The organism is Streptomyces sp. NPDC004284 (assembly GCF_042874035.1).
In the GTDB taxonomy this organism is placed as follows: Bacteria; Actinomycetota; Actinomycetes; order Streptomycetales; family Streptomycetaceae; genus Streptomyces.
Genome location: NZ_JBIAMJ010000006.1, coordinates 382,771 through 405,761, shown reverse-complemented (window position 1 = coordinate 405,761; position 22,991 = coordinate 382,771). Strand labels below are relative to the sequence as shown.

Here is a 22,991-nt window from a genome sequence, read left to right as displayed (position 1 = left end):
CCATGGATTCCCTGAACTCCCTCATCGACGGCTTCGGGACCGCCCTCACCCCGATGAACCTGCTGTGGGCCGCCGTCGGCGTGCTCCTCGGCACCGCCATCGGCGTCCTGCCCGGCATCGGCCCCGCCATGGCCGTCGCCCTGCTGCTCCCGGTGACCTACGGCCTCGAACCGACCGGCGCGTTCATCATGTTCGCCGGCATCTACTACGGCGCCATGTTCGGCGGCTCCACCACCTCGATCCTCCTCAACACCCCCGGCGAGAGCGCGGCCGTCGTCGCCGCCATCGAGGGCAACCCGATGGCCAAGGGCGGGCGCGGCGCACAGGCCCTCGCGGCCGCCGCCATCGGCCACTTCGCCGGCGGCATGATCGGCACGACCCTGCTCGTCGTCCTCGCCCCGACCGTCGCCGCGCTCGCCGTCGACATCGGCGCCCCCGACTACCTCGCCCTCATGGTCCTCGCCTTCATCGCGGTGACCTCCGTCCTCGGCTCCTCCCGCATCCGCGGCCTCGCCTCGCTGCTCATCGGCCTCACCATCGGCCTGGTCGGCCTCGACCAGATGACCGGGCAGCAGCGCCTCACCTTCGGCTCGCTCCAGCTCGCCGACGGCATCGACGTCGTCATCGTCGCGGTCGGCCTCTTCGCGATCGGCGAGGCCCTGTGGGTCGCCGCGCACCTGCGCCGGGCGGCGGGCGAGGCCATCCCCGTCGGCCGTCCCTGGCTCGGCAGGGACGACGTGCGGCGGACCTGGAAGTCCTGGCTGCGCGGTCCCCTCATCGGCTTCCCGTTCGGCGCGATCCCGGCCGGCGGCGCGGAGATCCCGACCTTCCTCTCGTACGTCACGGAGAAGCGGCTCTCGAAGCACAAGGACCAGTTCGGCAGGGGCGCCATCGAGGGCGTCGCCGGCCCCGAGTCCGCGGCCTCGGCCTCCGCCGCCGGCACGCTCGTCTCCATGCTGACCCTCGGGCTGCCCACGACCGCCGTCGCCGCCGTGATGCTGGCCGCGTTCCAGCAGTACGGGATCCAGCCCGGCCCGCTGCTCTTCGAGCGGGAACCGGAACTGGTCTGGGGCCTGATCGCCTCGCTGTTCGTCGGCATGCTGCTGCTGCTCGCGCTCAACCTGCCGCTCGCCCCCGTCTGGGCCAAGCTGCTGCGCATCCCGCGCCCGTACCTGTACGCCGGCATCCTCTTCTTCGCCGCCGTCGGCGCGTACGCGGTGGGCGGCGAGGCACTCGACCTGATCGTGCTGCTCGTCATCGGGCTGATCGGCCTCGGGATGCGGCGCTACGGCCTTCCGGTGCTGCCGGCCGTCATCGGCGTCATCCTCGGCCCGGCCGCCGAACAGCAGCTGCGCCGCGCCCTCCAGATCAGCGACGGCTCACTGACCGGCCTGGTGAACACCCCGTTCTCGGTCACCGTCTACACGGTCGTCCTGCTGCTCCTCGCCTGGCCGCTGGTGAGGAAGGTGACCGCCCGGCGCGCCCCGCACTGACCGTACGACCCGTACGACCCGTACGACCCGTACGACCCGTACGACCCGTACGACGGTATGCGTACCGGCCTCCAACTCGCCGTCGATGGGGTGAGATTCGGACAGTCGGCGGCCGGATCCGGTATCCCTGGCGGGCAGCACCTTCCCCCCACCCCCGAAGGGACCCCCACCCATGCGCGTCCGACTCGTCCTCGCCGCAGCCGCCCTGCTCACCGCCGCCGTGGCCCCTCTCGCCCACGCGGAAGGGGTCGACGGCCTCACCGTCGACGCGTACGGCACCGTCGCCGCCGACAGCACGGTCACCGTCTCCGGCACGTACCGCTGCCTCGACGACAGCGAAGGACCCGTCTTCGTCAGCTCCACCCTCAAGCAGGACAGCCGCTCCACCGGCATCGGCGGCACCCGCGCCGTCTGCGACGGACACCTCCACACCTGGTCCAACAGCGCCGTCGTGAAGGAACCCGCCTACCGCCCGGGCGCCGCCCGCGTCGAGGCCACCCTCGTGCAGCTCACGGCCGGCGCGTCGGGCCTGCCCCTGCCGGGCTCCCTCGCCGAGGAGCAGGCGGACGTCGAACTGCGCTAGGCCAGCAGGCCGATCAGGCCCTCCCGGCCGAGCAGCTCCAGCTCGTCGAGGGCCACCACGGCACGGGCCGCCGCCTCCGGGTCGGAGGCGGCGAGGCCGCTCGCCGCGAACTCGTCCTCGTCGAGCCGCAGCACCTCGCTGCCGTCCGCCGACACCCACAGGTCCAGGTCCAGGTCCTCGACCACCACCCCGGAGCCGTCGATCACGGCCGGCCGGGTGATGTCGCAGTACCAGCCCTTCAGGGCGCCGTCGGCCGACCACACCTCCTTGACCGTGAACCAGCGGTCGCGCCAGTAGTGCTCCACGAACACGTCACCCGGCTCGAACCGCACGAAGCCGAAGTCCCGCACCCCCTCGGCCGCCCACGGGGCGCGCACCGACAGCCGGGCGCCCTCCTCCGTGAGCACCTCCGCCGGGTAGCGGATCTTCGTCCGCCCCGCCTTCGTCAGGGTGATCTCAACCGATCGTCCGGACATGCCGTACCTCCGTCGCGCCGATCTCGTAACCGAACCATGTGTTGATCGCCAGCATCGGTCCGTTGCCGGCGTCGTTGCTCGTGAACGCCTCCACGCAGCCCGCGGCCCTCGCCCGGTGCAGGGAGGCGGTCTTGGCCAGCTTCGCGAGCCCCCGGCCCCGGTACGCCGGCGCGGTGCCGGTCATCCCGGAGCAGTACCGCCCCAGACCGTCCGTCTGCGCCGCGGTGAACGCCGCCGGCACCCCGTCCACCACCGCGACCGTCGTCAGCGCCCGGTCGAGCAGCGGATGCTCCCAGGTCGTCTCCCGCCAGTGCGCGTAGTCGTCCAGCTCGGTGCCCACGTCGCCCGGCTCGTCCGCCGTCGTCACCGCGTCCAGCTCGAACAGCGGCCGGGGATCGGCCGCGAAGTCCTCGGCCGTGCGCAGCTCGACACCGGCCGGCGGGTCCTGGAGCGGCGGCAGTGCGGCCCGCGCGAGGTCGAGCCGCAGGAAGTGGGCGGAGCGGCTGGGGGAGTAGCCCCGCCGCCCGGCCCAGGCCCGGTCCTCCGGCGTGTCCAGCACCCAGCTGTACAGCGTCCGCGCGCCCCGCTCCTCCACGTGCTCCTCGGCGGCGCGAAGCAGCAGCGTCCCGGCTCCCCGCCCCAGGTGCGCGGGGTCCACGTACACGTTGACGGAGCCGATTCCGGGCTCCGGGGCGTCATGGGCGATCCTCAGCTGCGCCGTCCCGATGATCGTGCCGTCCCCGGTCACGGCGACCAGCGGACGGGCGTGGCTGTCGGGATGGGCGTGCGCCCAGTCGTACGCGACCTGCTCGGCGGTCGCGAGCATGAACGGCAGTGCTGCCCGGCGGACCCGGGCGAAACCCTCGGCGTCCTCGGGCCGTACATCACGGACGATCGCAGTCATGTGGTGGCACGCTACGGGCGCGGGACGCACCGCCGCCTCCCATTTTCCGGTGGCGTGGGGGCAGAATCGGCGGGGTGACACTCACCATCGCCGTGGACCACGGATCCACCACCGCTCCCTACGAACAACTGCGAGCCCAGATCTCGGAGCGGGCCCGGTCGGGCAGACTGCCGGTCGGATACAAGCTGCCGACGGTACGGGGGCTCGCGGAGCAGCTGGGCCTCGCCGCGAACACGGTCGCCAAGGCGTACAAGGCCCTGGAGGCGGACGGGGTCATCGAGACGCGCGGACGCCACGGCACCTTCGTCGCCGCCGCCGGCGACGCGGCGACCCGCCGGGCCGCCACCGCCGCCGCCCAGTACGCCGAGGAGGCCCGTCGTCTCGGCCTCAGCCGCGAGGCCGCGGAGGCGGCGCTGAACGAGGCCCTGCGGGCGGCGTACGACGACTGACGGGGCCGCACGGTCCTGGAGACACGGCCTTGGAGGACAGGCCCAGAGGACAAACCTGGAAGACAGGCCTGGAGGTACAGGTCTAGAGGTACAGGTCTAGAGGTACAGGCCCGCCCCCGCCGTGCGGGGTTCCGGGAGGTCCGTGGAGGGCGTGCCGCGGCGCAGGGCGAACAGCTCCGCCAGCGTCGCGCCCTCGCGCGGCACGTCCTCCTCGCGGCCGAGCCACTCCACCGCCTCGGCCCGGCTCAGCGGCCCGACCTCGATGCGGGCCAGGCAGCGGCCCGGCCGGACCACCGCCGGATGGAGCCGCTCCAGGTCCTCGTTGGTGGTGACCCCGACGAGGACGTTGCGCCCCTGGCCGAGGAGTCCGTCCGTCAGATTGAGGAGCCGTGACAGGGCCTGCCCCGCGGTGTGCTTGGCGCCACCGCGGATCAGTTCGTCGCAGTCCTCCAGGAGCAGCAGCCGCCAGCGCTCCTTCGACGTGCCGTCGTCCTCGCCGATGGCGATGTCCATCAGATAGCCGATGTCGTTGAAGAGCCGCTCCGGGTCGAGCACGCAGTCCACCTGGCACCAGTCCTGCCACGCCCGGGCCAGCGTCCGCACCGCCGAGGTCTTGCCCGTGCCGGGCGGGCCGTGCAGCAGCAGGAGCCGGCCGGTGATGTCCTCCGGGGTCACCTTCATCAGCCGGTCCATCGCGTCGGCCACCGGCGCCGAGTAGTTGGGCCGCACCTCGTCCCAGGTCCCGGCGCTGATCCGGCGGGTCATCCGGCGCGGGCCGCGCTGCGGAGCCACGTACCAGAAGCCCATCGACACGTCGTCGGGTTCCGGCTCCGGCTCGTCCTTCGCCCCGTCCGTGGCCTCGGCGAGGATCCGCTTCGCCAGCTCCGGGTCGGTCGCCGTGACGGTCACGTCCGCACGCCGGTTCCAGCGGGAGGAGAGGATCGTCCAGCCCTCGCCCTCGGCGAGCACCGAACTGCGGTCGTCGTCGCTCGCGGCCCGCAGCACCCGCGCCCCCTCCGGGAGCAGCGTCGCGTCGGGCTTCGCCCGGTCCAGGGTGGTGCCGTGCGCGTGCGGCTGCTCCCCGGTCGCGAACCGGTCGAGGAACAGCGCGTCCAGGACGTCCCCCGGCGAGTCGCTGTCGTCGAGGTTGACGATGACGGGCAGTGGCGCGGGCGGCGCCGGCTGCGAAGTGGGCGGTACGGCGGGGGTGTCAGGCATGTCGCTCATGATCCGACACGGGGCGGGGCCGCGCACCGGGTTTTGCGGTCACCGCGAGCGGGGCGGTGCCGCTTCCTGAAGTGGCTTGATCTCGACGGTCCCTGACGGAGGATCGGCGCGCATTCACCCCCAGTTTTGACATGAACACTTCCGGTCGGGCCGATCCGATGCTACTACCTGGTAACGCAGAGATCCTGCTACAGGGAGGTTTCATGAGACTGCCCCGCTTCGCCGTCCTCTCGTCCTCACTGCTCCTCGGTGCCGTCCTCGCCCTCACCGGGGCGGGCGCGGCCCAGGCGGCCGAGACCGCCGCACTCGACTACGTGGCCCTGGGGGACTCGTACTCCTCCGGTGTCGGCTCCGGGAGTTACGACAGCGCCAGTGGCGACTGCAAGCGCTCCACGAAGGCGTACCCGGTCCTGTGGAAGAACGCGAACGCCCCCTCCTCGTTCGCCTTCACCGCCTGCTCGGGCGCCCGAACGGGTGATGTGACCGCGAATCAGCTCGGCCCCCTCTCGGCCGCCACCGACCTGGTCTCCATCACGATCGGGGGAAATGACGCCGGTTTCGCCGACGTCATGACGACCTGTGTGCTCCAGTCCGAATCCACCTGCATCAACCGTGTGAATCAGGCCAAGGCCTACGTGGACAGCACGCTCCCCGGCAAGCTCGACGCCGTCTACGACGCCATCCGCGGCAAGGCGCCCTCCGCCCATGTCGTCGTCCTCGGCTACCCGCGCTTCTACCAGCTGGGCGGCAGCTGCATCGCCGGTCTGAGCGAGACCGAGCGCAGCGCCATCAACAACGCCTCCGACTACCTCAACGCGGCCACCGCCAAGCGCGCGGCCGACCACGGCTTCACCTTCGCCAGCGTCGTCCCCGCCTTCACCGGACACGAGATCTGCTCCAGCTCGTCCTGGCTGCACAGCGTCAACTGGCTCAACATCGGCGAGTCGTACCACCCGACCGCCGCCGGACAGTCCGGCGGCTACCTGCCCTCGCTCAACGGGGCGCTGTAGCCGGCCCGCCGGGCGTCGCCGGAGCGGTGCTCGTGGCGCCGCCCGGCCCCGGTCCGGTGCCCGGTCCGTCGTCCCGTACCGCCTGATACGTCAACGCACCCGCGATCAGCAGCGCCCCGACGATCCCGGCCACCAGGACGGGCCCCCGCCGGGGCGCCGTCCGTGCCGGCCCCGTCCGCGGGGAGGGCGCCGGCGGGGCCCCGGCCCGCGTCCCGCCGCCGTCCTCGCCCCCGTCGGTCCGGTCTCCCCGGTTGCTCCGGTCGGTGCGGTCCGGGGCGGAAGCCTCCGCCGTCGCGCGCCCGCCGCCCGCCGCCGTCCTGCGCAGCTCGTCCTCGACCTGATCGGCCGTCACGGCGAGCTCCTCGCCCGTCAGCTCGTCGATCACGGCGCCCAGCGGTCCGGACCGGCCGCCGGCCGCCGCCTCCAGGAGCGCCCCGAGGGAGCGCAGATCCGCCTCGGGGCCCGGGCCGTCGTCCGGCGCGCCCCAGAAGCCGGTGACGACGACCCGCCCGTCGTTCGCGAGGAGCACCTGCCCGGGCGCCACGCCCCGGTGCGGTACGCCCGCCGCCCGGGCGGCCCGCAGACCGGCCAGGACCTCGGCGCCGACGCGCGCGGCCTCGCGCGGGGGCAGCGGGCCGTCCGCGTCGAGGGTCTCCGCGAGGGTGAGGCCGCGGACGAGCTCCGTCACGACCCAGGGCCGGCCGTCCTCGGTGGCCACGCCGAGGACCCGTACGACGGAGGGGTGGGAGATCCGGGCGGCGGCCCGCGCCTCGCGCTCCCGGCGCGCGTACAGCAGGGGCACCTCGTCCGCCGGCAGCCCGGCCGGGGCCCGGAACTCCTCGAGGGCCACCTCGCGGCGGTCCGTCTCGTCCAGGGCGCGCCAGACGGTGCCCGTCGCCCCCTCGGCGAGGACGTCGAGCAGCCGGTAACGACCCGCGATCACCGTCATGGATCCACGGTAGCCGAGGGGCGTCCGCCCGGCCCCGGTCCTGCGCGGGTCCCTCGTCCGCCGGTCCGGACGATCTTGGTGGTGGAGATCACACCCGCTCGTGCGTCCGCCGCCGGCGGTCCGGAGTGCAGGATGGTTCGTGGCGGTTCGGCAGGTGTTCGATCGCTGTCCAACTCGCCCTGGAATCAGATGGATTCGTACAGTGACCGTCAACCCCCGTACGGGTGCGGTGAATCCCGCCGCCGGGATACACGGGTGTCGCGATGGGGCGATAGGGTTAACCTGCCCGGGTCGGGTGCCCTTGTACGGGTGGGGAGTGACATGGAACAGATAGCAATGCGCAGCAGGCCGCGTGTGCCTGCCATCACCTGCGGGAGCAGCGCGACCAGTTCGCGGCTGGACCGCCATCTCGCGGTGCTCGGTGGCCCCGCCCTGCCTCAGCGCGAGGTGGCCGAGGCGACCCTGCTCATGCGGGAACTGACGACGCGCACGCGCGAGGTGCCGGTGCACAGCCACCGCAGCCGCAGCGCGCGGGTCTCGCTCTTCGCCCCGCTCCGCCGCCTGCGCCGCTCGCTCTTCGGCGCGGGGCGCTAGCCCGACACCTCGGCCGCCCGTACGGCCCCGACCACGACCCCGCCGGACGTGTCCCCGCCCGTCCGGCGCTCCGTCGTGCCCGGAGCCGGCCGAGTGCCGTACGGCGGCGCGTGCCCCCGTACGGCGGTGACCGCCGTCCCGCTCCCCGTCAGGCGATCACGCCCGCGCCGCGCAGCTCCTTCAGCTCCGCCTCCGGCACCCCGAGCTCGGCGAGCACCTCGTCCGTGTCCTGGCCGAGGGCCGGGATCCGGTCCATCCGGGGCTCCGGCGCGTCCGGGAACACGATCGGCGGCAGCAGTGAACGCAGCGGTCCCACCGGCGACTCCACCGCCCGCCAGCGGTCACGGGCCGTCAGCTGCGGGTGGTCCGCGAGCTCCGCGACCGAGTTGAGCCGGGCGCAGGCGACGCCCGCCGCGTCGAGCCGGGCCAGGGCCTCCGCCGCCGTCAGCGGTGCGAGCGCCGCCGCGACCGCCTCGTCCGTCGCCGCGCGCCCCGCCACCCGCGCCGTGTTCGTCGCGAAGCCGGGGTCGTCGGCCAGTTCGGGACGGCCGAGGACCTGCTCGGCGAGCCGCCGCCACTCCCGGTCGTTCTGCACGGAGAGCAGGACCAGGCCGCCGTCCGCCGTCGGATAGGCGTCGTACGGGGCGATCACCGCGTGCGCGAGCCCCGTGCGCGCCGGGGGAGTGCCCCCGTGCAACCCGTGGTGCAGCGGATGCCCCATCCACTCGGCCAGAGAGTCGAGCAGGGAGACCTCCACCGGGCCGCCCCGGCCGGTCGTGCCGCGCCGGACGAGGGCGGCGAGGACGCCGGAGAAGGCGTACATCCCGGCCGCGATGTCGGCGGCCGGGATCCCGGACTTGACGGGCTGTCCGGGCGTGCCGGTCACCGACACGAGCCCCGCCTCGCACTGGACGAGCATGTCGTACGCCCGCCTGTGCGCGTACGGCCCCTCCGCCCCGTACCCCGAGACGTCCACCGCGATCAGCCTCGGGTGCGCGGCGCACAGGGTGGCGGCGTCGAGACCGAGGCGGGCTGCCGCGCCCTGCGCCAGGTTCTGCACGAAGACGTCGGCGCCGGCCACCAGCTTCCGGACGAGCGCCAGGCCCCGCGGGTCCTTGAGGTCGACCGCCACCGACTCCTTGCCCCGGTTGCACCACACGAAGTGGGAGGCGAGGCCCCGGGCGGCCGTGTCGTACCCCCGGGCGAAGTCCCCGCCGTCGGGGCGCTCGACCTTGACGACGCGGGCGCCGAGGTCGGCGAGCTGGCGGGTGGCGAAGGGCGCGGCGACGGCCTGTTCGACGGCGACGACGGTGACTCCGGCGAGGGGGAGTGGCTGGGTGCTCATGACCGTCCTGCCTACCGTGCCGGTGAGCCTCCTGTCATCAGGGGGTGCGTCACCCCCGGGCGTACCGGCGCACCGCGAGCGGGGCGAAGACGGCGATCAGGCCGAGCGACCAGAGCAGGGAGCCCGCGACCGGGTGGGCCACCGGCCAGGCCGCGTCCGCCGGGACCGGCGCGTTGCCGAAGAGGTCCCGCACGGCCGTGGTGACCGCCGAGAGGGGGTTCCACTCGGCGACCGTCCGCAGCCAGCCGGGCATGCCGTCGGTGGGGATGTACGCGTTGGAGAGCAGCGGCAGCATGAAGGCGGCGCTGCCCAGCTGCCCGGCGGCCTCCTCGCTCTTCGAGACGAGGCCGAGCAGGATGCCGATCCAGGTCGTCGCGAAGCGGAGGAGGAGCAGCAGGCCGAAGGCGCCCAGGGCCTCGGGGAGCGTGCCCTCGATCCGCCAGCCCATGGCGAGGCCGACGAGGATCAGCGGGACCGTGCCGACGGCGTTCGCGAGCAGGTCGGCGAGGGCCTGCCCGAGGGGGACGGCGGCCCGGCTCACGGGCATGGACCGGAAGCGGTCCGTGATGCCCCGGTGCGCGTCCTGCGCGGCCTGGAGCATGCCCGTCATCAGGCCGCCCGCCGCCGTCGCCACGAGGATGCCGGGCACCAGATAGGCCCGGTACTCGGCGCCGGGGACGGCGAGCGCGCTGCCGAAGACGTATCCGAAGAAGAGCAGGAAGACGATCGGCATCGTCTGGGTCATGACCGTGATCGCGGGCGCGTGCCTGATCCGCTGGAGGTGGCGGCCGAGGACGGCGGTCCCGTCGTGCACGAGGGCGCTCACGGGATGAGCTCCTTCCGGTCGGTGAGGCGCAGGAACACCTCGTCGAGGGTGGGCGGGCGCAGGGAGGCGTCGACGATGTGGACCCCGGCCGCGTCGACCTCGCGGACGATCCGGGGGAGGGTGAGCGTGGTGTCCGTGGTCACCGCGCCGACCGTGCGCCGCTCGGCGTCCAGGACGGGTGCCGAGCCGGTCAGCTGGTCGAGGACGGCCGCGGCCGCCTCGAGGGAGGACGGCCCGGCGACGACGACCTCCGCGTAGCTGCCGACGAGCGCCTTCAGTTCGGCCGGGGTGCCGCGCTGCGCGGCCCGCCCCTCGTCGATCAGCACGATGTCGTCGGCGAGCCGGTCGGCCTCCTCCAGGTACTGCGTGGTCAGCAGCACGGTCGTGCCCTGGTCGGCCAACTCCCGTACGGCGTCCCAGATCCCGTTGCGGCTGTGCGGGTCGAGCCCGGTCGTGGGCTCGTCGAGGAAGAGCACCCGCGGCGGCACGAGCAGGCTCGCGGCCAGGTCGAGGCGGCGGCGCATGCCGCCGGAGTAGGTGCGGGCGGGCCGTCCGGCGGCCGCGGTGAGGCCGAAGCGCTCCAGGAGTTCGTCGGCGCGGGTGCGCGGGGCGCGGAGCAGCTTCGCGAAGAGGCGCAGGTTCTCGGCGCCGGTGAGGTCGCCGTCGACGGAGGCGTACTGCCCGGTGACCGCGATCCGCTTCCGTACCCCCGCCGGGTCGCGCACCACGTCGTGGCCCGCGACCAGCGCGCTGCCCGCGTCGGGCGCGACCAGGGTGGTGAGGACGCGGACGGCGGTGGTCTTGCCGGCGCCGTTGGGGCCGAGGACGCCGCAGACCGTGCCCTCGGGGACGGCGAGATCGAGGCCGCGGAGGGCGTGGACGTCGCCGTAACGCTTCCGCAGGCCTTCACTAAGTACAGCGTACGTAGTCGTCATGGCGCGACCATACCCCACTACGTACGGCGTACGTAACTACGATGGGGAGCGAGGTGATGATCCATGGCGGGCCGAGCGGCCGTACCGGAAGTGATCTGGGCGCGGCCCGAGCGCACGGGGCGCGGCCCCAAACCGGCGTACAGCCGGCGGGACATCGTGGACGCCGCCGTCCGCATCGCCGACGCGGACGGCATCGACGCGGTCTCCATGCGCCGCGTCGCCGCCGAACTGGGCTGCGGCACCATGTCGCTCTACAACTACGTCCCCCGCAAGGAGGACCTGTACGAGCTGATGGTCGACGCGGTCAGCGGAGAGTACGAGCTCCCCGAGGAGCCCAGCGGCGACTGGCGCGCCGACATGACCGCGATCGCCCACCAGAGCCGCGCGATCATGTACCGCCACCCCTGGCTGGCCCGGATCATGACCACCGCCTACGGCTTCAGCCCCAACGCCCTGCGCTTCCTGGAGTGGTGCCTCGGCTGCCTCGCCCCGCTGGACGCGCCCGCCGGGCTGAAGATGCAGCTGATCGCCATGGTCAACGGCACGGTCATGGCGACCGTCGCCAACGAGCAGGCCATCGCCGAGCGGGCCCGCGGACTGCCCTGGTCCGAGGCGGAGGAGCAGGCGGTGCGCGGCGCCTACCTCATGGGGCAGGTGGCGAGCGGCCGCTACCCGCACCTGGCGGGACTGCTCGCCGAGTCCCCGGCGGCCCCCGTCGACCCGGACGAGATCTTCGCGATGACGATCGCCCGCCTGCTGGAGTCCTTCGCGCCGGGCACCTGATCAGAGCAGCATGAACTGGCCCTCCGGGCCCTCCTCCTGATGGTCCAGCACGGACGCGGGGCGGCGGGACCGGTCCGGCGGCGGCAGCACGCCGGCCGCACGCAGCTCCTCCCTGCCCACCGCCCGTTCGGCGAAGGCGGCCCGCTCCGGCTCCCGCGCCCCGAGCAGCGCGAGCACGGTGACCAGGTCGAGCAGCTCCGAGGTCCACTCCTGCGGCCAGGAGGCCGGCCCGATCGCCTCCAGGGAGCCCGGCTCCGCCGGGGCCGTCCGGTGCGCGAACCACTGCTCCAGGACCCGCACCCCGCCGACCCGGTACTCCCAGGCCTCCGCCGGTACGGGGGAGATCAGGCCCCCGCCGACGTCGAGGACCTCGGCCTCGGAGTCGTACGCCAGCGCCGCCGGCCGCGCCGGGACCGCCGCCCGCACATAGGGCCGGCGCCCGCCCGGCAGCCGGGGCCTCGTCCCGCTCAGGGCGCCGCGCAGCTGCACGTCGGCGAGGTCCCGGCCGAGCGCCACGCCCGCCGCCCACGCCTCCGGGTCCCCGGGGAGCGGGACACGGCACCCGGCGGGGGAGGGGAGGGCGGCCGCCACCGTCCACGCCAGCCAGTCACGGGCGCCGACCTCGCACCCGTACCGCTTCCCGAGGAAGTCGAGCAGACCGGGCGCGAGATTGGGCTCCCGGCCCCCGGGACGCCGGAACAGCGGCCGGACGCGGCCCGGTCGGCCCGCCGGGGAACGGCCCTCCGGCAGCGCGGCCGTCACCAGGAGCGCGGGACCGGATGCCCCCGGCACGTACCCCTGCTCGACGGCGAAGAGCTGCGGCTCCCCGGCGACCCGCCACAGCTCGGGGCGGGCGGTGTCGATCAGCCGGTGGTCCGGCAGCAGCCACTGCTCGTCGAACGGCCCGTGCGCCACCCGCACCGGCTCCGGACACGGCCCCGACTCGCGCGCGAACCGCGTGGTCCCGGTCCGCTGCCCGGGCAGCGCCCCCACCGCGCTCGCCTGGGTCCGCGCCCTGCTCGGCCGGAACAGCGCCTCCCGCTCGGCGCCCTCGGCGGCCACCAGCCGGTCCCAGCGGGTCCGCAGCGTACGGGCGTCGGGCGCGACGACCCACGACCGCCCGAACCGCAGCGGGGCCACGGACCACGGCATCAGCTCGTCGAGCAGGGGCGCGTCGTCGACAGTACCGGGGGCTTCCGTCACGCCCCGCATGCTAACGAGCGCCGTCAGTGCGGGGCCAGCGCCGACCGCGCCGAGGCGGACCCGTCAGCGGCGCCACCGGCGGCGCCGCGGGGGCTCCGGCCGGGTCGCCGGTTCGAGCGGCACGAGGTCCTCCAGGAGACGGCGGTACTCCTCGGGGTCCCGCTCGAAGTCCGCCCCGGCCGCGAGCGCGGCCCGGTCGGTGTCCTGCCCCCGGAGCAGGTCGACCGAGGTCTGCGCGAACCGCTCCCGCAGACCCTGCCGTTCGGCGTCGGCCAGCAGCCGGCGCAGCTCGGCGACCGCGGCCTCGGCGTCGGCGCGGGCCGTCGGCCCGGCCTGGAGCCTGTTGCCGAGACCGGCGGCGGGAGCCGCCTGCTCCAGCAGCGGGCGCAGTCGGTCCGCCAGCCCCCGGGCGATCGCCGCCGCCTCGTGCGCCTGCGGTCCGGCCTCTCGCAGCACCCACAGGGCGCGGACCAGTTCGGGGTCGGGCGCCGCGCCGAGCTCCCCCCGCCGGCCGGCGTCCCGCACCGCGTCCACCGCCCGCGCGTAGTCCTCGGACGCCCACCCGGCGGCCTCGGCCAGCCGGATCGCGCGGCGCACGAGCCGCGCCTCCACGCCGAGGACCCGGGGGAGGGCGCGGAGGTTCCCGCCGACCAGCCCGGTCAGGATGAGCAGCACTCCCAGCAGCAGGAGGGTGTCCGCGGTGGAGAGGTCCTCCTCCACGGGGGCTTCGACGTCGTACAGGTCCCCCCGGTCCGGCCCTTCCGTGTACATGAACCCGGACGCCCAGCCGTAGCCCCGGCTGTCCCCGTGGTTCGGCGCCTTGAGGCTGTCGCTCCGGCCGGCGTCGCAGTGGTACGGCCCCTCGCGCGTCTTCTTCTCGTACGGATCGCTCCACCGGACCCGGCAGGTGCCGTCGGCTTTCTCGTGGACCACCGCCAGGTCGATCTGGCGCGTCGCGGGCTGCTCCGTGTCCGACTCGGTCGCGTACAGCCACGCCGAACACACGAAGAGCGTGACGCCGACCGTCAGGACCCAGCGGAAGAAAGGCAGGTGCCTCATCTGATCCCCCCCCGCCGCCAGCCTGACACGGCGGGGGCCGGAGGGTGAGAGTCCGGCTCCGGCAGCGTGTCGCCGCCGGGCCCTGCCAGGGCCCGGCAGTCACCGCCGTCCCGCGGGCGTCAGTGCGCTTCCACCGTGACCGTGAAGGAGAAGCGGTCGCCGCGGTAGCGGATGCGGGCCACGTCGACGACGCGGCCGTCCTCGTCGTAGGTGACGCCGGTGTAGTGGAGGATCGGGGAGAGCAGCGGGACCTGGAGGAGGCCCGCCGTCTCCGGGTCCGCGAGGCGGGCCTCGACGGTGTCCGTGATGCGGCTGATGCGCACCCCGACGACGTCCCGCAGCACCTTCGTCATCGGCCAGCGCTCCAGGTCGGCCGGGTCGATCGTGGCGGCGAGCTCGGGCCGGACCGCGTTCTCCGCCCAGTTCGTCGGTTCGCCGCTCTCCCCGTCGCTGCGCAGCCGGCGGTACGCCACGATCTCCGGCACGTCCGGGAAGTACTCCGTGAGCTCCCCGGTCACCGGCTCAGCGCCGTGCCCGAGGACCGTCGTCCGCTCGCCCGACTGCTGGGCCACGATCGCGTCGATCGAGCCGAGCAGCCGGCGCGGGGTGGACCGCCGTGCGCCCGGCTCGATGAAGGTCCCGCGCCGCCGGTGCCGGCTGATCAGGCCCTCCTCCTCCAGCTCCTTGAGGGCCTGGCGCATGGTCAGCACGCTCACGCCGTAGTGGGCGGCGAGCTGCTCCTCGGTGGGCAGCCGCAGCGAGGCGTCGGGCGTGCGGCCCAGTATCGAGGCGCGCAGCGACTGCGAGACCTGATACCAGAGCGGCAGCTTGCGGTTCAGGACCAGCGAGTCGGGGGCGAAGGCGGTCACGGGATCTCCGTACGAAAAGGCTACGGGCTTACGGCCGAGACATTACGGCCGGAAGTGGCGCTCAAGACCCTGCCATACGTCGTCGTATCCCTTCTGCAGGTGATCGGCGGTCGCGGCCTGCGGGGTCGCGGTCACCGGCCAGCGGGTCTCGAACATGAAGGCGAGGCCGTCGTCGATCTTCTGCGGCTTCAGCTCGGCGGCGCTGGCCTTGTCGAAGGTCTCCCGGTCGGGGCCGTGCGCGGACATCATGTTGTGCAGCGAGCCGCCGCCCGGCACGAAGCCCTCCGCCTTGGCGTCGTACGCGCCCTCGATGAGGCCCATGTACTCGCTCATCACGTTCCGGTGGAAGTACGGCGGGCGGAAGGTGTCCTCGCCGACCAGCCAGCGCGGGGCGAAGACCACGAAGTCGACGCCCGCGAGCCCCGGGGTGTCGGAGGGCGAGGTGAGGACGGTGAAGATCGACGGGTCGGGGTGGTCGTAGGAGATCGTCCCGATGACGTTGAAGCGGCGCAGGTCGTAGACGTACGGGGTGTGGTTGCCGTGCCAGGCGACGACGTCGAGCGGCGAGTGGCCGTACGTCGCCGACCAGAGGTTGCCGCAGTACTTGTTGACCACCTCGACCGGGCCCTCGACGTCCTCGTAGGCGGCGACCGGGGCGCGGAAGTCACGGGCGTTGGCGAGGCCGTTGGCGCCGATCGGGCCGAGGTCCGGGAGCTGGAACGGGGCGCCGTAGTTCTCGCAGACGTAACCGCGGGCCGTCTCGTCCAGGAGCTCGACGCGGAAGCGGACGCCGCGCGGGATCAGCGCCACCTCGCCCGGATGGGCGGCGAGCAGGCCCAGCTCGGTGCGGAGGAGGAGGCCGCCGCGCTCCGGGACGATCAGCAGCTCGCCGTCGGCGTCGCCGAAGACCCGGTCCATGGAGGCGTTGGCGTGGTAGAGGTGCACGGCCATGCCGGCCCGCTGGGCCGCGTCGCCGTTGCCGCCGAGGGTCCACAGGCCGGCCAGCCAGTCGGTGCCGGGCGCCGGCTCGGGCAGCGGGTTCCAGCGCAGCCGGTTGGGGTCGGGGACGGTCTCGGTGAAGGGGGCGCCGGCCAGGGTGCCGTTGTCGATCCGGGTGAACGGCGGGTGCGCGGCCGAGGGGCGGATCCGGTAGAGCCAGGAGCGGCGGTTGTGGGCCCGCGGCTCGGTGAAGGCGCTGCCGCTGAGCTGTTCGGCGTAGAGGCCGAGGGGTGCGCGCTGCGGCGAGTTCCGGCCGTCCGGCAGTGCGCCGGGGACCGCCTCCGAGCTGTGCTCGTTGCCGAAACCGGTGCTGTAGGTGAGCGCCTCGGCCGTCTTCCTGGCCTGCTCCGTGGTCATCGACCGCTCCTGTCCTGAGCCCGCAAGGGAATCCTATGGATGACCGTAGGATTCCGCGCGCCCTACGTCAACGGGGTGTCGGCCCCCGGCGGCCGTTTGGTCCGTGCACGAGGGGTCCAAAAAGGTGAACATTCCTCTACTCTCACGCGCATGTCGTGGACCTCGTGGACCCGAAGATTCGTCTCCGTGCTCTCGGTCGTGCTCGTGGCGCTCGCCGCGGCCCTGCTCACCGCTCCTCTCGCCCAGGCCCACGAGGAACGGCCCGTCACCCTCCCCGACGGAACCGGCAGCGTGCCGAAACTCCGCACCGGCGAACCCGACCTCCTCGTCTGCAAGACCGACCGGGCCGACTTCGAGCGCCGGATCTCCGGCTTCCCGGCCGGACTCAAGGCCCGCAACCTCGCCCTCTTCGCGCGCTGCGCCCGCGACGGCTACCGCCACCTCCAGCAGGCCGTCGACGCCGTCGACCGGCCCGGCCTCACCATCGCGATCCTCCCCGGCCTCTACGAGGAGGAGCCCTCCCTGCCGCGGCCCACCGGCGCCTGCGCCTCGCTCAAGGCCCGCAAGTCCGCCCTCGGCTACCAGATCCTCAGCTACGCCCAGCAGCGGCAGTGCCCCCACAACCAGAACCTCGTCGCGATCCTCGGCAAGAAGGACCTCCAGATCGAGGGCACTGGCGCCTCCCGCCTCGACGTCGTCATCGACGCCAAGTACCAGAAGCTCAACGCCATCCGCGCCGACGGCTCCGACGGCGTCTACTTCCGCAACTTCACCGCCCAGCGCACCACCTTCAACTCGCTGTACGTGCTCGCCGCCGACGGCTTCGTCATCGACGACGTCCTCACCCGCTGGAACGACGAGTACGGCTTCCTCACCTTCGCCTCCGACCACGGCCTCTACAAGAACTGCGAGTCCTACGGGAACGGCGACTCCGGCATCTACCCCGGCTCGGCCTCGAACATCAACGACGGCCGCGGCTACGACGTCCCCCGCTACTCCATCGAGATCACCGGCTGCCGCAGCCACCACAACATGGTCGGCTACTCCGGCACCGCCGGGGACTCCGTCTACGTCCACGACAACGAGTTCGACCACAACATGGGCGGCGCCTCCATGGACTCCGCCTTCCCCGGCCACCCCGGACTGCCCCAGAACCACGCCCACTTCGCGCGCAACGTGATCCACGACAACAACCAGAACTACTACCCCTACGTCGCCGACGGCACCTGCGCCAAGCCGCCCGTCGACCGCGGCTACGAACAGGGCGTCGTCTGCCCCCAGATCTCCATGCCGCCCGGCACCGGCATCATCACCGCGGGCGGCAACTGGAACCTGTACGAGGACAACTGGGTCTACGGCCACCAGCGCGCCGCCTTCTTCCTCAGCGCCGTCCCCGCCTTCATCCGCGGCGAGTCCGCCTGGGGCAAGCAGACCGACACCTCCCACCACAACCGCTACGCCGGCAACCGCCTCGGCGTCGACAAGGCCGGCAACGCCCGCCCCAACCGCACCGACGTGTGGTGGGACGGCCAGGGCGGCGGCAACTGCTGGCAGTCCGACGCCGGCGCCGCCACCCCCGGCGCCCCGCCCACCTGCGGAGCCCGCCGCGGCGAGGTCTCCGGCGCCACCGACCGGCTCGTCGGCGAACCCGTCAAACTCGCCCAGCTCCTCGTCTGCGCCGACTACAACGTCCAGGCCCGCCGCCTCCCGGCCGGCTGCGACTGGTACGGCGCCCGGGGCCTCCAGCGCGTCGAGACCCAACTCGCCCTCGGCACCGCCCTCGTCCTCGCCCTGGTCGGCGGCGCCCTCTGGTGGCGCCGGCTCCGCGGCAACCGCCTCGCGGGCGCGGCCACCCTCCTCGGCCTCCTGGGCCTCGCCCTCGACGTCGCCGGCTCGACCCTCGCCCTCACCCCCACCGCCCTCCCCGCCGTCGCGCTCCTCCTCATGGGCCTGTGGTGGACCCTCATCGGCCTCGCCCTGCGCCCCGCCCGCCCCGTCCTCGCCTGGACCACCGTGGTCCTCGGCGCCCTCACCCTGCTCGACGCCTTCGACAAGGCGGTCCTCATGGTCCCCGGCATCCCCGTCAGCCCCGCCTGGCTCCGCCTCCTGCTCGGCACCGTCTGGGTCCTCTGGGCGGTGATCGCCGCAGGAGCCCGCCCCGCCCGCCCCACCGAGCCCCCGGCCGACCCGCCGACCGAGCCCCCGGCCGACCGCCCGGAAGCGGTGACGGCATGACACCCCGGCGCGCCGCCACGGCCCTGCTCGCCGCCGCACTCCTCCTCGCGGGCTGCGGCGGCCGGGCCACCACCCACCACAAGCCCGGCACCAGCCACCAGGAGGCCACCGGCAGCAGCGGCACCCTGCTCGCGGCCCACGACGAGAGCGGACACCGGCTCCGGGAACTCCCCGCGGCGGACGCGCCCACCGTCAGGGCCGAGGCCCGCCCCGACTCCGAGGGCGGCTGGAACGTCCACCTCACGGTGGAGAGGTTCCGCTTCACCCCGGAGAGCACCGGCGGCGCGGCCCTCCCGGGCCGCGGCCACGTCCGCCTCCTCGTCGACGGCCGGGAGACCGCCCGCCTGTACGGCCCCTGGGGTTACGTGCCGCCCGGCGCCCACACCCTGACCGTCCGGCTCCACGCCGACGACCACACCGTCTGGGCCGTCGCCGGCGCCCCCGTCCAGGCCACGGTCCGTCTCGGCGACACCCCCACCACCTCGACCGGTTCCGCCGCATCAGCCGGTTCCTCGGGATCGGCCGACCCCACCGGATCAGCCGGATCAGCCGGAGCAGCCGACCCCACCGGATCAGCCGGTTCAGCCGGTTCAGCCGGTTCCGCGTCGCCGAGCACCCGGCCGGCCGACCCCGGCCGGACCGTCACCCTCACCGTCACCGGAACGACCGTCCAGCCACCCCCCTCCCGCATCGAGTTGAAGAAGGGCGAGCGCCTCACCCTCCGTGTCACCAGCGACCGCGCCGACACCCTCCACGTGCACGGCTACGACCGCGAACTCCCCCTTCCTCCGGGCACGCCCGCGACCCTCACCCTCACCGCGGACCGCACCGGACTCTTCGAGGTCGAGACCCACGAGTCCGGACTCGTGCTGACCCAACTCGTCGTCCGATGAGCCCCGCCTCCGCACCCGCGCCGCCCCTCGGCCTTCCGCTCGCCCACGGCGTGGGGTCCCAGCACGATCTCCCCCTCTCCCCCTTCTACGCCTACGCCGGTGCCTTCACCGCCCTCCTCGTCTCCTTCCTCGCCCTCGGACTGCTCTGGTCCTCCTCCCGCTTCCGCGGCGACCTCTCCGGCCGCCCGCTCCCCGCCGCCCTCCAGCGGATGGCCGACGCCCCCGCCACCCGTACCGCCCTGCGCCTCCTCGGTGCAGCCCTCGCCCTCCTCTTCCTCCTCCACCTGCTCCTCGGCCCCGACGACCCGGACCGCAACCCCGCGCCCGGCGCCCTCTACGTCCTCCTCTGGGTCGGACTCGTCCCCGCCTCCCTCCTCCTCGGCCCCGTCTGGCGCCTCCTCAACCCCCTGCGCGCCGTCCACGCCCTCCGCCCGCCACGGAACCCCCGCCCCCTGCCCGCCGCGCTCGGCATCCGGCCCGCCGCCGCCGGGCTCCTCCTCTTCACCTGGCTGGAGCTCGTCGCCCCCGACAACGCCTCCACCGCCACCCTCCTCATCGCCCTCGCCGTCCACACCGCCGTCCAGCTCCTCGGCGCCGCCCGCTACGGCGCCGACTGGTTCGCCCGCGCCGACCCCTTCGAGGCGTACTCCTCCCTCCTCGCCCGGCTCTCCCCCCTCGGCCGCCGCGCCGACGGCCGGCTGGTCCTGCGCTCCCCTTTCCACGGCCTCGACTCCACCCCGCAGACCCCCGGCCTCGTCGCCACCGTCTGCGTCCTCCTCGGCTCCACCGCCTACGACGGGATCTCCGACAACCCCCGCTGGATCACCACCCTCCAGACCTCCTCCCTCGGGCGCGTCCCCACCGCCACGCTCGGCCTCCTCGCCGCCATCGCCCTCGCCGCCGCCTGCTACGGCCTCTGCGCCGGCGCCCTGCGCCTGATGAACCCCGGACTCACCACTCCGCTCGCCTCCTTCGCCCACTCGCTCCTGCCCATCGCCCTCGGCTACCTCGTGGCCCACTACTTCTCACTTCTCGTGACGGAAGGACCACGTACGGTCATCATGGCAGCTGGCACTGACAACGCCCCCTCGCCCGCTCCACCCCTGGGCCCCGGGGGCCTCGCCACCCTCCAGGTCGCCGCGATCGTCACCGGTCACGTCCTCGGTGTCATCGCCGCGCACGACCGGTCCGTGCGCCTCTTCCCACCCGCCCGGGCCGTCGCCGGCCAACTCCCGCTGTTCGTGCTGATGATCGCGTACACCCTCGGCGGCATCGGCCTGCTGATCGCCTGACGACCCGAGCTGCCTGATGACCCGAGTCGCCTGACGACCCGAGCTGCCTGATGACCCGAGTCGCCTGACGACCTGAGTCGCCCGCCGACCGGGCGTCGGGCCGGCCGATCGCCCTCATCCGGACCGGAGCGGCATCATGGACCCCGTGCCTCAGACCCACCCCCGAACCCAACCGGCGCTCCGCCGCGCCCCCGTGCAGCAGCGCAGCGCCGAGCGGCTGGCCCGGATCCTCGACGCCTGCGCCGTACTCCTCGACGAGACCGGGTACGAGCAGTTGAGCACCCGGGCCGTCGCGGCGCGGGCCGGCGTCCCGATCGGCTCCGTCTACCGCTTCTTCGTCAACAAGCGGGCGATGGTCGCCGCCCTCGCCCTCCGGAACCTCGACCGGTACACCGAGCGGATCTCGGACCGGTTCGCCGCCGCGACCCTCCTGGACGCGCACGGCGCCATCGACGGCGTCCTCGACGAGTTCATCGAGATGAAGCGGACCGTCCCGGGGTTCGCCCTCGTCGATTTCGGCGTGCCGCCCGTCGCGCCCGGAGAGACCGCGGCGGACCGCGCGGACGAGGGGCCGGACGGGGGGCCGGACGAGGCCGTCGCCGAGGACCCCAACCGCCTTGTCGCCGAACGGATCTGCGCGCTCCTGGCCACCCATCTGGGTCGCGCCGCCGACGAGGAGCTGCACCGGAAGGTCCTCGTCGGCGTCGAGACCGCCGACGCCCTGGTCCGGCTCGCCTTCCGTGCGGACCCCGCCGGGGACCCGGCGCTCGTCGCCGAGACGCGCTGCCTGCTCCACGCCTACCTGGCGCCCTCGCTCGCGTGACCTTCGGGGCCCCAGGGGCGCAGTCGACGGTCAACCCCGTCGTGACCTGGGGTTTTGCTCGTATTGCTCACGCGTCAACATCTTGTTAACGACGGAACCGGGCACCTACCGTCATCCGCACCGCCGCTCGGCGGCAGTTCAAGGGTGAACGTGAGGTGTCCTCCATGCTGACCGTCCTCGGCTTCGCCATGATCGCGACCTTCCTGGTCCTGATCATGCTGAAAAAGATGTCGCCGATCGCGGCGCTCGTACTGATTCCCGCGCTGTTCTGCGTCGCGGTCGGGCAGGGGGCCCAGCTCGGCGACTACGTCATCGAAGGCGTCGGCAAGCTGGCGCCGACCGCCGCGATGCTGATGTTCGCGATCGTCTACTTCGGCGTCATGATCGACGTCGGTCTCTTCGACCCGATCGTCCGGGGCATCCTGCGCTTCTGCAAGGCGGACCCCGTGCGGGTCGTCGTGGGTACGGCGGTGCTCGCCGCGATCGTCTCCCTGGACGGCGACGGCTCCACGACCTTCATGATCACGGTCTCGGCGATGTATCCGCTCTACAAGCGGCTCAAGATGAGCCTGGTGGTCATGACGGGTGTCGCCGCCACGGCCAACGGCGTCATGAACACGCTGCCGTGGGGCGGCCCCACCGCCCGCGCGGCGACCGCGCTCAAGCTCGACGCCGCCGACATCTTCGTGCCGATGATCCCCGCGCTCGGCGTGGGCCTGCTCTTCGTCTTCGCCCTGGCGTACGTCCTCGGGCGCCGCGAGCGCAAGCGCATCGGCTACCTGACGCTCGACGAGGTCCTGGTCCCGGAGGCCGACGCGGTGCTGGTCGCGGCGGGCGGGGGCAAGGGCAAGGGCGAAGGCAAGGCCGGGGCCGTGGGCGCGAAGGCGACGGGTGCCGCCGGCGACGCGCCCGGTACGACGGTCGGCGCGGCGGCCGGTACGGGCGAGGGCGACGGGTTCCAGGGCCTCGACCCGAACCGCGCGACGCTCCGCCCCAAGCTGTACTGGTTCAACGCGGGCCTGACGGTCGCGCTGCTCGCCGCGATGATCCTCGAACTGCTGCCGATCCCGGTGCTGTTCCTCCTCGGTGCCGCCCTCGCGCTCACCGTCAACTACCCGAAGATGGCCGAGCAGAAGGAGCGCATCGCCGCCCACGCGGACAACGTCCTGAACGTCGCCGGCATGGTCTTCGCCGCCGCCGTCTTCACCGGTGTCCTCACCGGCACGGGCATGGTCAAGCACATGGCCGACTGGCTCGTCGGCGCCATCCCCGACGGCATGGGCCCGCACATGGCCCTGGTCACCGGCGTGCTGAGCCTCCCGCTCACGTACTTCATGTCGAACGACGGCTTCTACTTCGGCGTCCTGCCGGTCCTCGCGGAGGCGGGTGCGGCCCACGGGGTGTCGTCCCTGGAGATCGCCCGGGCCTCGCTGGTCGGCCAGGCCCTGCACATGTCGAGCCCGCTGGTGCCCGCCGTGTACGTGCTCGTCGGCATGGCGAAGGTGGAGTTCGGCGACCACACCAGGTTCACGGTGAAGTGGGCCGCGCTGACCTCGCTGGTCGTCCTGGCGGCGGGGATCCTGTTCGGGATCATTTGACCTGAACGATCCGGGTCATCCCCAGGGTGGGCCGGACGGGTGGAAGTCGGAGGGTGGCGCGCCGGGTCGCCACCCTCTGTGTCCATGTC

At 73.6% G+C, this 22,991-nt stretch carries 22 protein-coding genes; 11 read left to right on the top strand and 11 right to left on the bottom strand.

What is annotated here, in order from left to right:
• Window positions 1-2: 2 nt before the first annotated feature.
• Window positions 3-1,493 carry a tripartite tricarboxylate transporter permease gene (locus ACFYUS_RS18900; protein WP_388852781.1) on the top strand — a complete coding sequence of 497 codons (1,491 nt, stop codon included), beginning with the start codon at window positions 3-5 and terminating at the stop codon, window positions 1,491-1,493.
• Window positions 1,494-1,665: 172 nt separating this feature from the next.
• Entirely contained in the window at window positions 1,666-2,076 is a 411-nt protein-coding gene (locus ACFYUS_RS18895) for a DUF6299 family protein (RefSeq protein ID WP_388852778.1), read from the top strand.
• On the opposite strand, the gene ACFYUS_RS18890 is transcribed toward ACFYUS_RS18895, so the two are convergent.
• The gene (locus ACFYUS_RS18890; protein WP_388852775.1) at window positions 2,073-2,552 is read right to left on the bottom strand and encodes a DUF402 domain-containing protein; all 480 of its coding nucleotides are present in this window, start codon (window positions 2,550-2,552) and stop codon (window positions 2,073-2,075) included. The genes ACFYUS_RS18895 and ACFYUS_RS18890 overlap by 4 nt on opposite strands.
• Entirely contained in the window at window positions 2,533-3,456 is a 924-nt protein-coding gene (locus tag ACFYUS_RS18885) for a GNAT family N-acetyltransferase (RefSeq protein WP_388852772.1), read from the bottom strand. Before ACFYUS_RS18885 ends, ACFYUS_RS18890 begins: the two co-directional genes overlap by 20 nt.
• Window positions 3,457-3,530: 74 nt before the next feature.
• On the opposite strand from ACFYUS_RS18885, the gene ACFYUS_RS18880 reads away from it, so the two are divergent.
• The gene (locus ACFYUS_RS18880; protein WP_329855750.1) at window positions 3,531-3,905 is read left to right on the top strand and encodes a GntR family transcriptional regulator; all 375 of its coding nucleotides are present in this window, start codon (window positions 3,531-3,533) and stop codon (window positions 3,903-3,905) included.
• 96 nt (window positions 3,906-4,001) lie between these two features.
• Here the strand turns inward: ACFYUS_RS18880 and ACFYUS_RS18875 are convergent, their stop codons facing one another.
• Window positions 4,002-5,123 (bottom strand): DUF5925 domain-containing protein, encoded by a 1,122-nt coding sequence (locus ACFYUS_RS18875; protein ID WP_388852769.1) that lies wholly within the window; start codon window positions 5,121-5,123, stop codon window positions 4,002-4,004.
• A gap of 212 nt (window positions 5,124-5,335) precedes the next feature.
• On the opposite strand from ACFYUS_RS18875, the gene ACFYUS_RS18870 reads away from it, so the two are divergent.
• Window positions 5,336-6,142 (top strand): SGNH/GDSL hydrolase family protein, encoded by an 807-nt coding sequence (locus ACFYUS_RS18870; RefSeq protein WP_388852766.1) that lies wholly within the window; start codon window positions 5,336-5,338, stop codon window positions 6,140-6,142.
• Here the strand turns inward: ACFYUS_RS18870 and ACFYUS_RS18865 are convergent.
• Complete coding sequence (locus ACFYUS_RS18865; RefSeq protein ID WP_388852763.1) at window positions 6,126-7,091, bottom strand: protein kinase; 966 nt, start codon at window positions 7,089-7,091, stop codon at window positions 6,126-6,128. The genes ACFYUS_RS18870 and ACFYUS_RS18865 overlap by 17 nt on opposite strands.
• A gap of 321 nt (window positions 7,092-7,412) precedes the next feature.
• Between ACFYUS_RS18865 and ACFYUS_RS18860 the strand changes: the two genes are divergently transcribed.
• Complete coding sequence (locus tag ACFYUS_RS18860; RefSeq protein WP_388852760.1) at window positions 7,413-7,685, top strand: hypothetical protein; 273 nt, start codon at window positions 7,413-7,415, stop codon at window positions 7,683-7,685.
• Between the two features lie 148 nt (window positions 7,686-7,833).
• On the opposite strand, the gene ACFYUS_RS18855 is transcribed toward ACFYUS_RS18860, so the two are convergent.
• The 3 genes from ACFYUS_RS18855 to ACFYUS_RS18845 are packed head-to-tail and all read right to left on the bottom strand — an operon-like array spanning window position 7,834 to window position 10,791.
• Window positions 7,834-9,030, bottom strand: coding sequence for a CaiB/BaiF CoA transferase family protein (locus ACFYUS_RS18855; RefSeq protein ID WP_388852757.1), 1,197 nt, complete (start codon window positions 9,028-9,030; stop codon window positions 7,834-7,836).
• A 49-nt stretch (window positions 9,031-9,079) separates the two neighbouring features.
• A complete protein-coding gene (locus ACFYUS_RS18850) occupies window positions 9,080-9,856 on the bottom strand; it encodes an ABC transporter permease (RefSeq protein WP_388852755.1) in 777 nt (258 codons plus the stop codon).
• Window positions 9,853-10,791, bottom strand: coding sequence for an ATP-binding cassette domain-containing protein (locus tag ACFYUS_RS18845; RefSeq protein WP_388852752.1), 939 nt, complete (start codon window positions 10,789-10,791; stop codon window positions 9,853-9,855). Before ACFYUS_RS18845 ends, ACFYUS_RS18850 begins: the two co-directional genes overlap by 4 nt.
• Window positions 10,792-10,854: 63 nt before the next feature.
• Here ACFYUS_RS18845 and ACFYUS_RS18840 point away from each other — a divergent pair, with 63 nt between their 5' ends.
• A complete protein-coding gene (locus ACFYUS_RS18840; protein ID WP_388852749.1) occupies window positions 10,855-11,574 on the top strand; it encodes a TetR/AcrR family transcriptional regulator in 720 nt (239 codons plus the stop codon).
• Here the strand turns inward: ACFYUS_RS18840 and ACFYUS_RS18835 are convergent, their stop codons facing one another.
• The 4 genes from ACFYUS_RS18835 to hmgA all read right to left on the bottom strand — a co-directional run bounded on the left by ACFYUS_RS18835 (window position 11,575) and on the right by hmgA (window position 16,061).
• Window positions 11,575-12,786 (bottom strand): type ISP restriction/modification enzyme, encoded by a 1,212-nt coding sequence (locus ACFYUS_RS18835; protein WP_388852746.1) that lies wholly within the window; start codon window positions 12,784-12,786, stop codon window positions 11,575-11,577. It lies immediately after the preceding gene.
• A gap of 54 nt (window positions 12,787-12,840) precedes the next feature.
• Entirely contained in the window at window positions 12,841-13,836 is a 996-nt protein-coding gene (locus tag ACFYUS_RS18830) for a hypothetical protein (protein WP_388852743.1), read from the bottom strand.
• A gap of 119 nt (window positions 13,837-13,955) precedes the next feature.
• A complete protein-coding gene (locus ACFYUS_RS18825) occupies window positions 13,956-14,705 on the bottom strand; it encodes a GntR family transcriptional regulator (RefSeq protein WP_388852740.1) in 750 nt (249 codons plus the stop codon).
• A 42-nt stretch (window positions 14,706-14,747) separates the two neighbouring features.
• Entirely contained in the window at window positions 14,748-16,061 is a 1,314-nt protein-coding gene (hmgA, locus tag ACFYUS_RS18820; protein WP_388852737.1) for a homogentisate 1,2-dioxygenase, read from the bottom strand.
• Window positions 16,062-16,211: 150 nt separating this feature from the next.
• Between hmgA and ACFYUS_RS18815 the strand changes: the two genes are divergently transcribed.
• The 5 genes from ACFYUS_RS18815 (at window position 16,212) to ACFYUS_RS18795 (ending at window position 22,902) form a co-directional block, all read left to right on the top strand.
• Window positions 16,212-18,296 (top strand): right-handed parallel beta-helix repeat-containing protein, encoded by a 2,085-nt coding sequence (locus tag ACFYUS_RS18815; protein ID WP_388852734.1) that lies wholly within the window; start codon window positions 16,212-16,214, stop codon window positions 18,294-18,296.
• Entirely contained in the window at window positions 18,293-19,189 is an 897-nt protein-coding gene (locus tag ACFYUS_RS18810) for a hypothetical protein (protein WP_388852731.1), read from the top strand. The genes ACFYUS_RS18815 and ACFYUS_RS18810 overlap by 4 nt, the downstream gene beginning before the upstream one ends.
• Window positions 19,186-20,481: a hypothetical protein gene (locus ACFYUS_RS18805; protein ID WP_388852728.1), complete on the top strand. Its 1,296-nt coding sequence runs from the start codon at window positions 19,186-19,188 to the stop codon at window positions 20,479-20,481. Before ACFYUS_RS18810 ends, ACFYUS_RS18805 begins: the two co-directional genes overlap by 4 nt.
• Before the next feature lie 136 nt (window positions 20,482-20,617).
• Complete coding sequence (locus ACFYUS_RS18800) at window positions 20,618-21,304, top strand: TetR family transcriptional regulator (RefSeq protein ID WP_388852725.1); 687 nt, start codon at window positions 20,618-20,620, stop codon at window positions 21,302-21,304.
• 164 nt (window positions 21,305-21,468) lie between these two features.
• On the top strand, window positions 21,469-22,902 hold the full coding sequence (locus tag ACFYUS_RS18795) for a CitMHS family transporter (RefSeq protein ID WP_388852723.1): 1,434 nt from the start codon (window positions 21,469-21,471) through the stop codon (window positions 22,900-22,902).
• Window positions 22,903-22,991 lie beyond the last annotated feature (89 nt).

Coding starts and splice junctions, on each gene's coding strand:
- ACFYUS_RS18875 (WP_388852769.1), bottom strand. CDS start 5,123: ATGCCTGACACCCCCGCCGTACCGCCCACTTCGCAGCCGGCGCCGCCC.
- ACFYUS_RS18855 (WP_388852757.1), bottom strand. CDS start 9,030: ATGAGCACCCAGCCACTCCCCCTCGCCGGAGTCACCGTCGTCGCCGTC.
- ACFYUS_RS18885 (WP_388852772.1), bottom strand. CDS start 3,456: ATGACTGCGATCGTCCGTGATGTACGGCCCGAGGACGCCGAGGGTTTC.
- ACFYUS_RS18810 (WP_388852731.1), top strand. CDS start 18,293: ATGACACCCCGGCGCGCCGCCACGGCCCTGCTCGCCGCCGCACTCCTC.
- ACFYUS_RS18870 (WP_388852766.1), top strand. CDS start 5,336: ATGAGACTGCCCCGCTTCGCCGTCCTCTCGTCCTCACTGCTCCTCGGT.
- ACFYUS_RS18800 (WP_388852725.1), top strand. CDS start 20,618: ATGGACCCCGTGCCTCAGACCCACCCCCGAACCCAACCGGCGCTCCGC.
- ACFYUS_RS18795 (WP_388852723.1), top strand. CDS start 21,469: ATGCTGACCGTCCTCGGCTTCGCCATGATCGCGACCTTCCTGGTCCTG.
- ACFYUS_RS18840 (WP_388852749.1), top strand. CDS start 10,855: ATGGCGGGCCGAGCGGCCGTACCGGAAGTGATCTGGGCGCGGCCCGAG.
- ACFYUS_RS18860 (WP_388852760.1), top strand. CDS start 7,413: ATGGAACAGATAGCAATGCGCAGCAGGCCGCGTGTGCCTGCCATCACC.
- ACFYUS_RS18805 (WP_388852728.1), top strand. CDS start 19,186: ATGAGCCCCGCCTCCGCACCCGCGCCGCCCCTCGGCCTTCCGCTCGCC.
- ACFYUS_RS18890 (WP_388852775.1), bottom strand. CDS start 2,552: ATGTCCGGACGATCGGTTGAGATCACCCTGACGAAGGCGGGGCGGACG.
- hmgA (WP_388852737.1), bottom strand. CDS start 16,061: ATGACCACGGAGCAGGCCAGGAAGACGGCCGAGGCGCTCACCTACAGC.
- ACFYUS_RS18845 (WP_388852752.1), bottom strand. CDS start 10,791: ATGACGACTACGTACGCTGTACTTAGTGAAGGCCTGCGGAAGCGTTAC.
- ACFYUS_RS18815 (WP_388852734.1), top strand. CDS start 16,212: ATGTCGTGGACCTCGTGGACCCGAAGATTCGTCTCCGTGCTCTCGGTC.
- ACFYUS_RS18895 (WP_388852778.1), top strand. CDS start 1,666: ATGCGCGTCCGACTCGTCCTCGCCGCAGCCGCCCTGCTCACCGCCGCC.
- ACFYUS_RS18865 (WP_388852763.1), bottom strand. CDS start 7,091: ATGACGGTGATCGCGGGTCGTTACCGGCTGCTCGACGTCCTCGCCGAG.
- ACFYUS_RS18900 (WP_388852781.1), top strand. CDS start 3: ATGGATTCCCTGAACTCCCTCATCGACGGCTTCGGGACCGCCCTCACC.
- ACFYUS_RS18830 (WP_388852743.1), bottom strand. CDS start 13,836: ATGAGGCACCTGCCTTTCTTCCGCTGGGTCCTGACGGTCGGCGTCACG.
- ACFYUS_RS18835 (WP_388852746.1), bottom strand. CDS start 12,786: ATGCGGGGCGTGACGGAAGCCCCCGGTACTGTCGACGACGCGCCCCTG.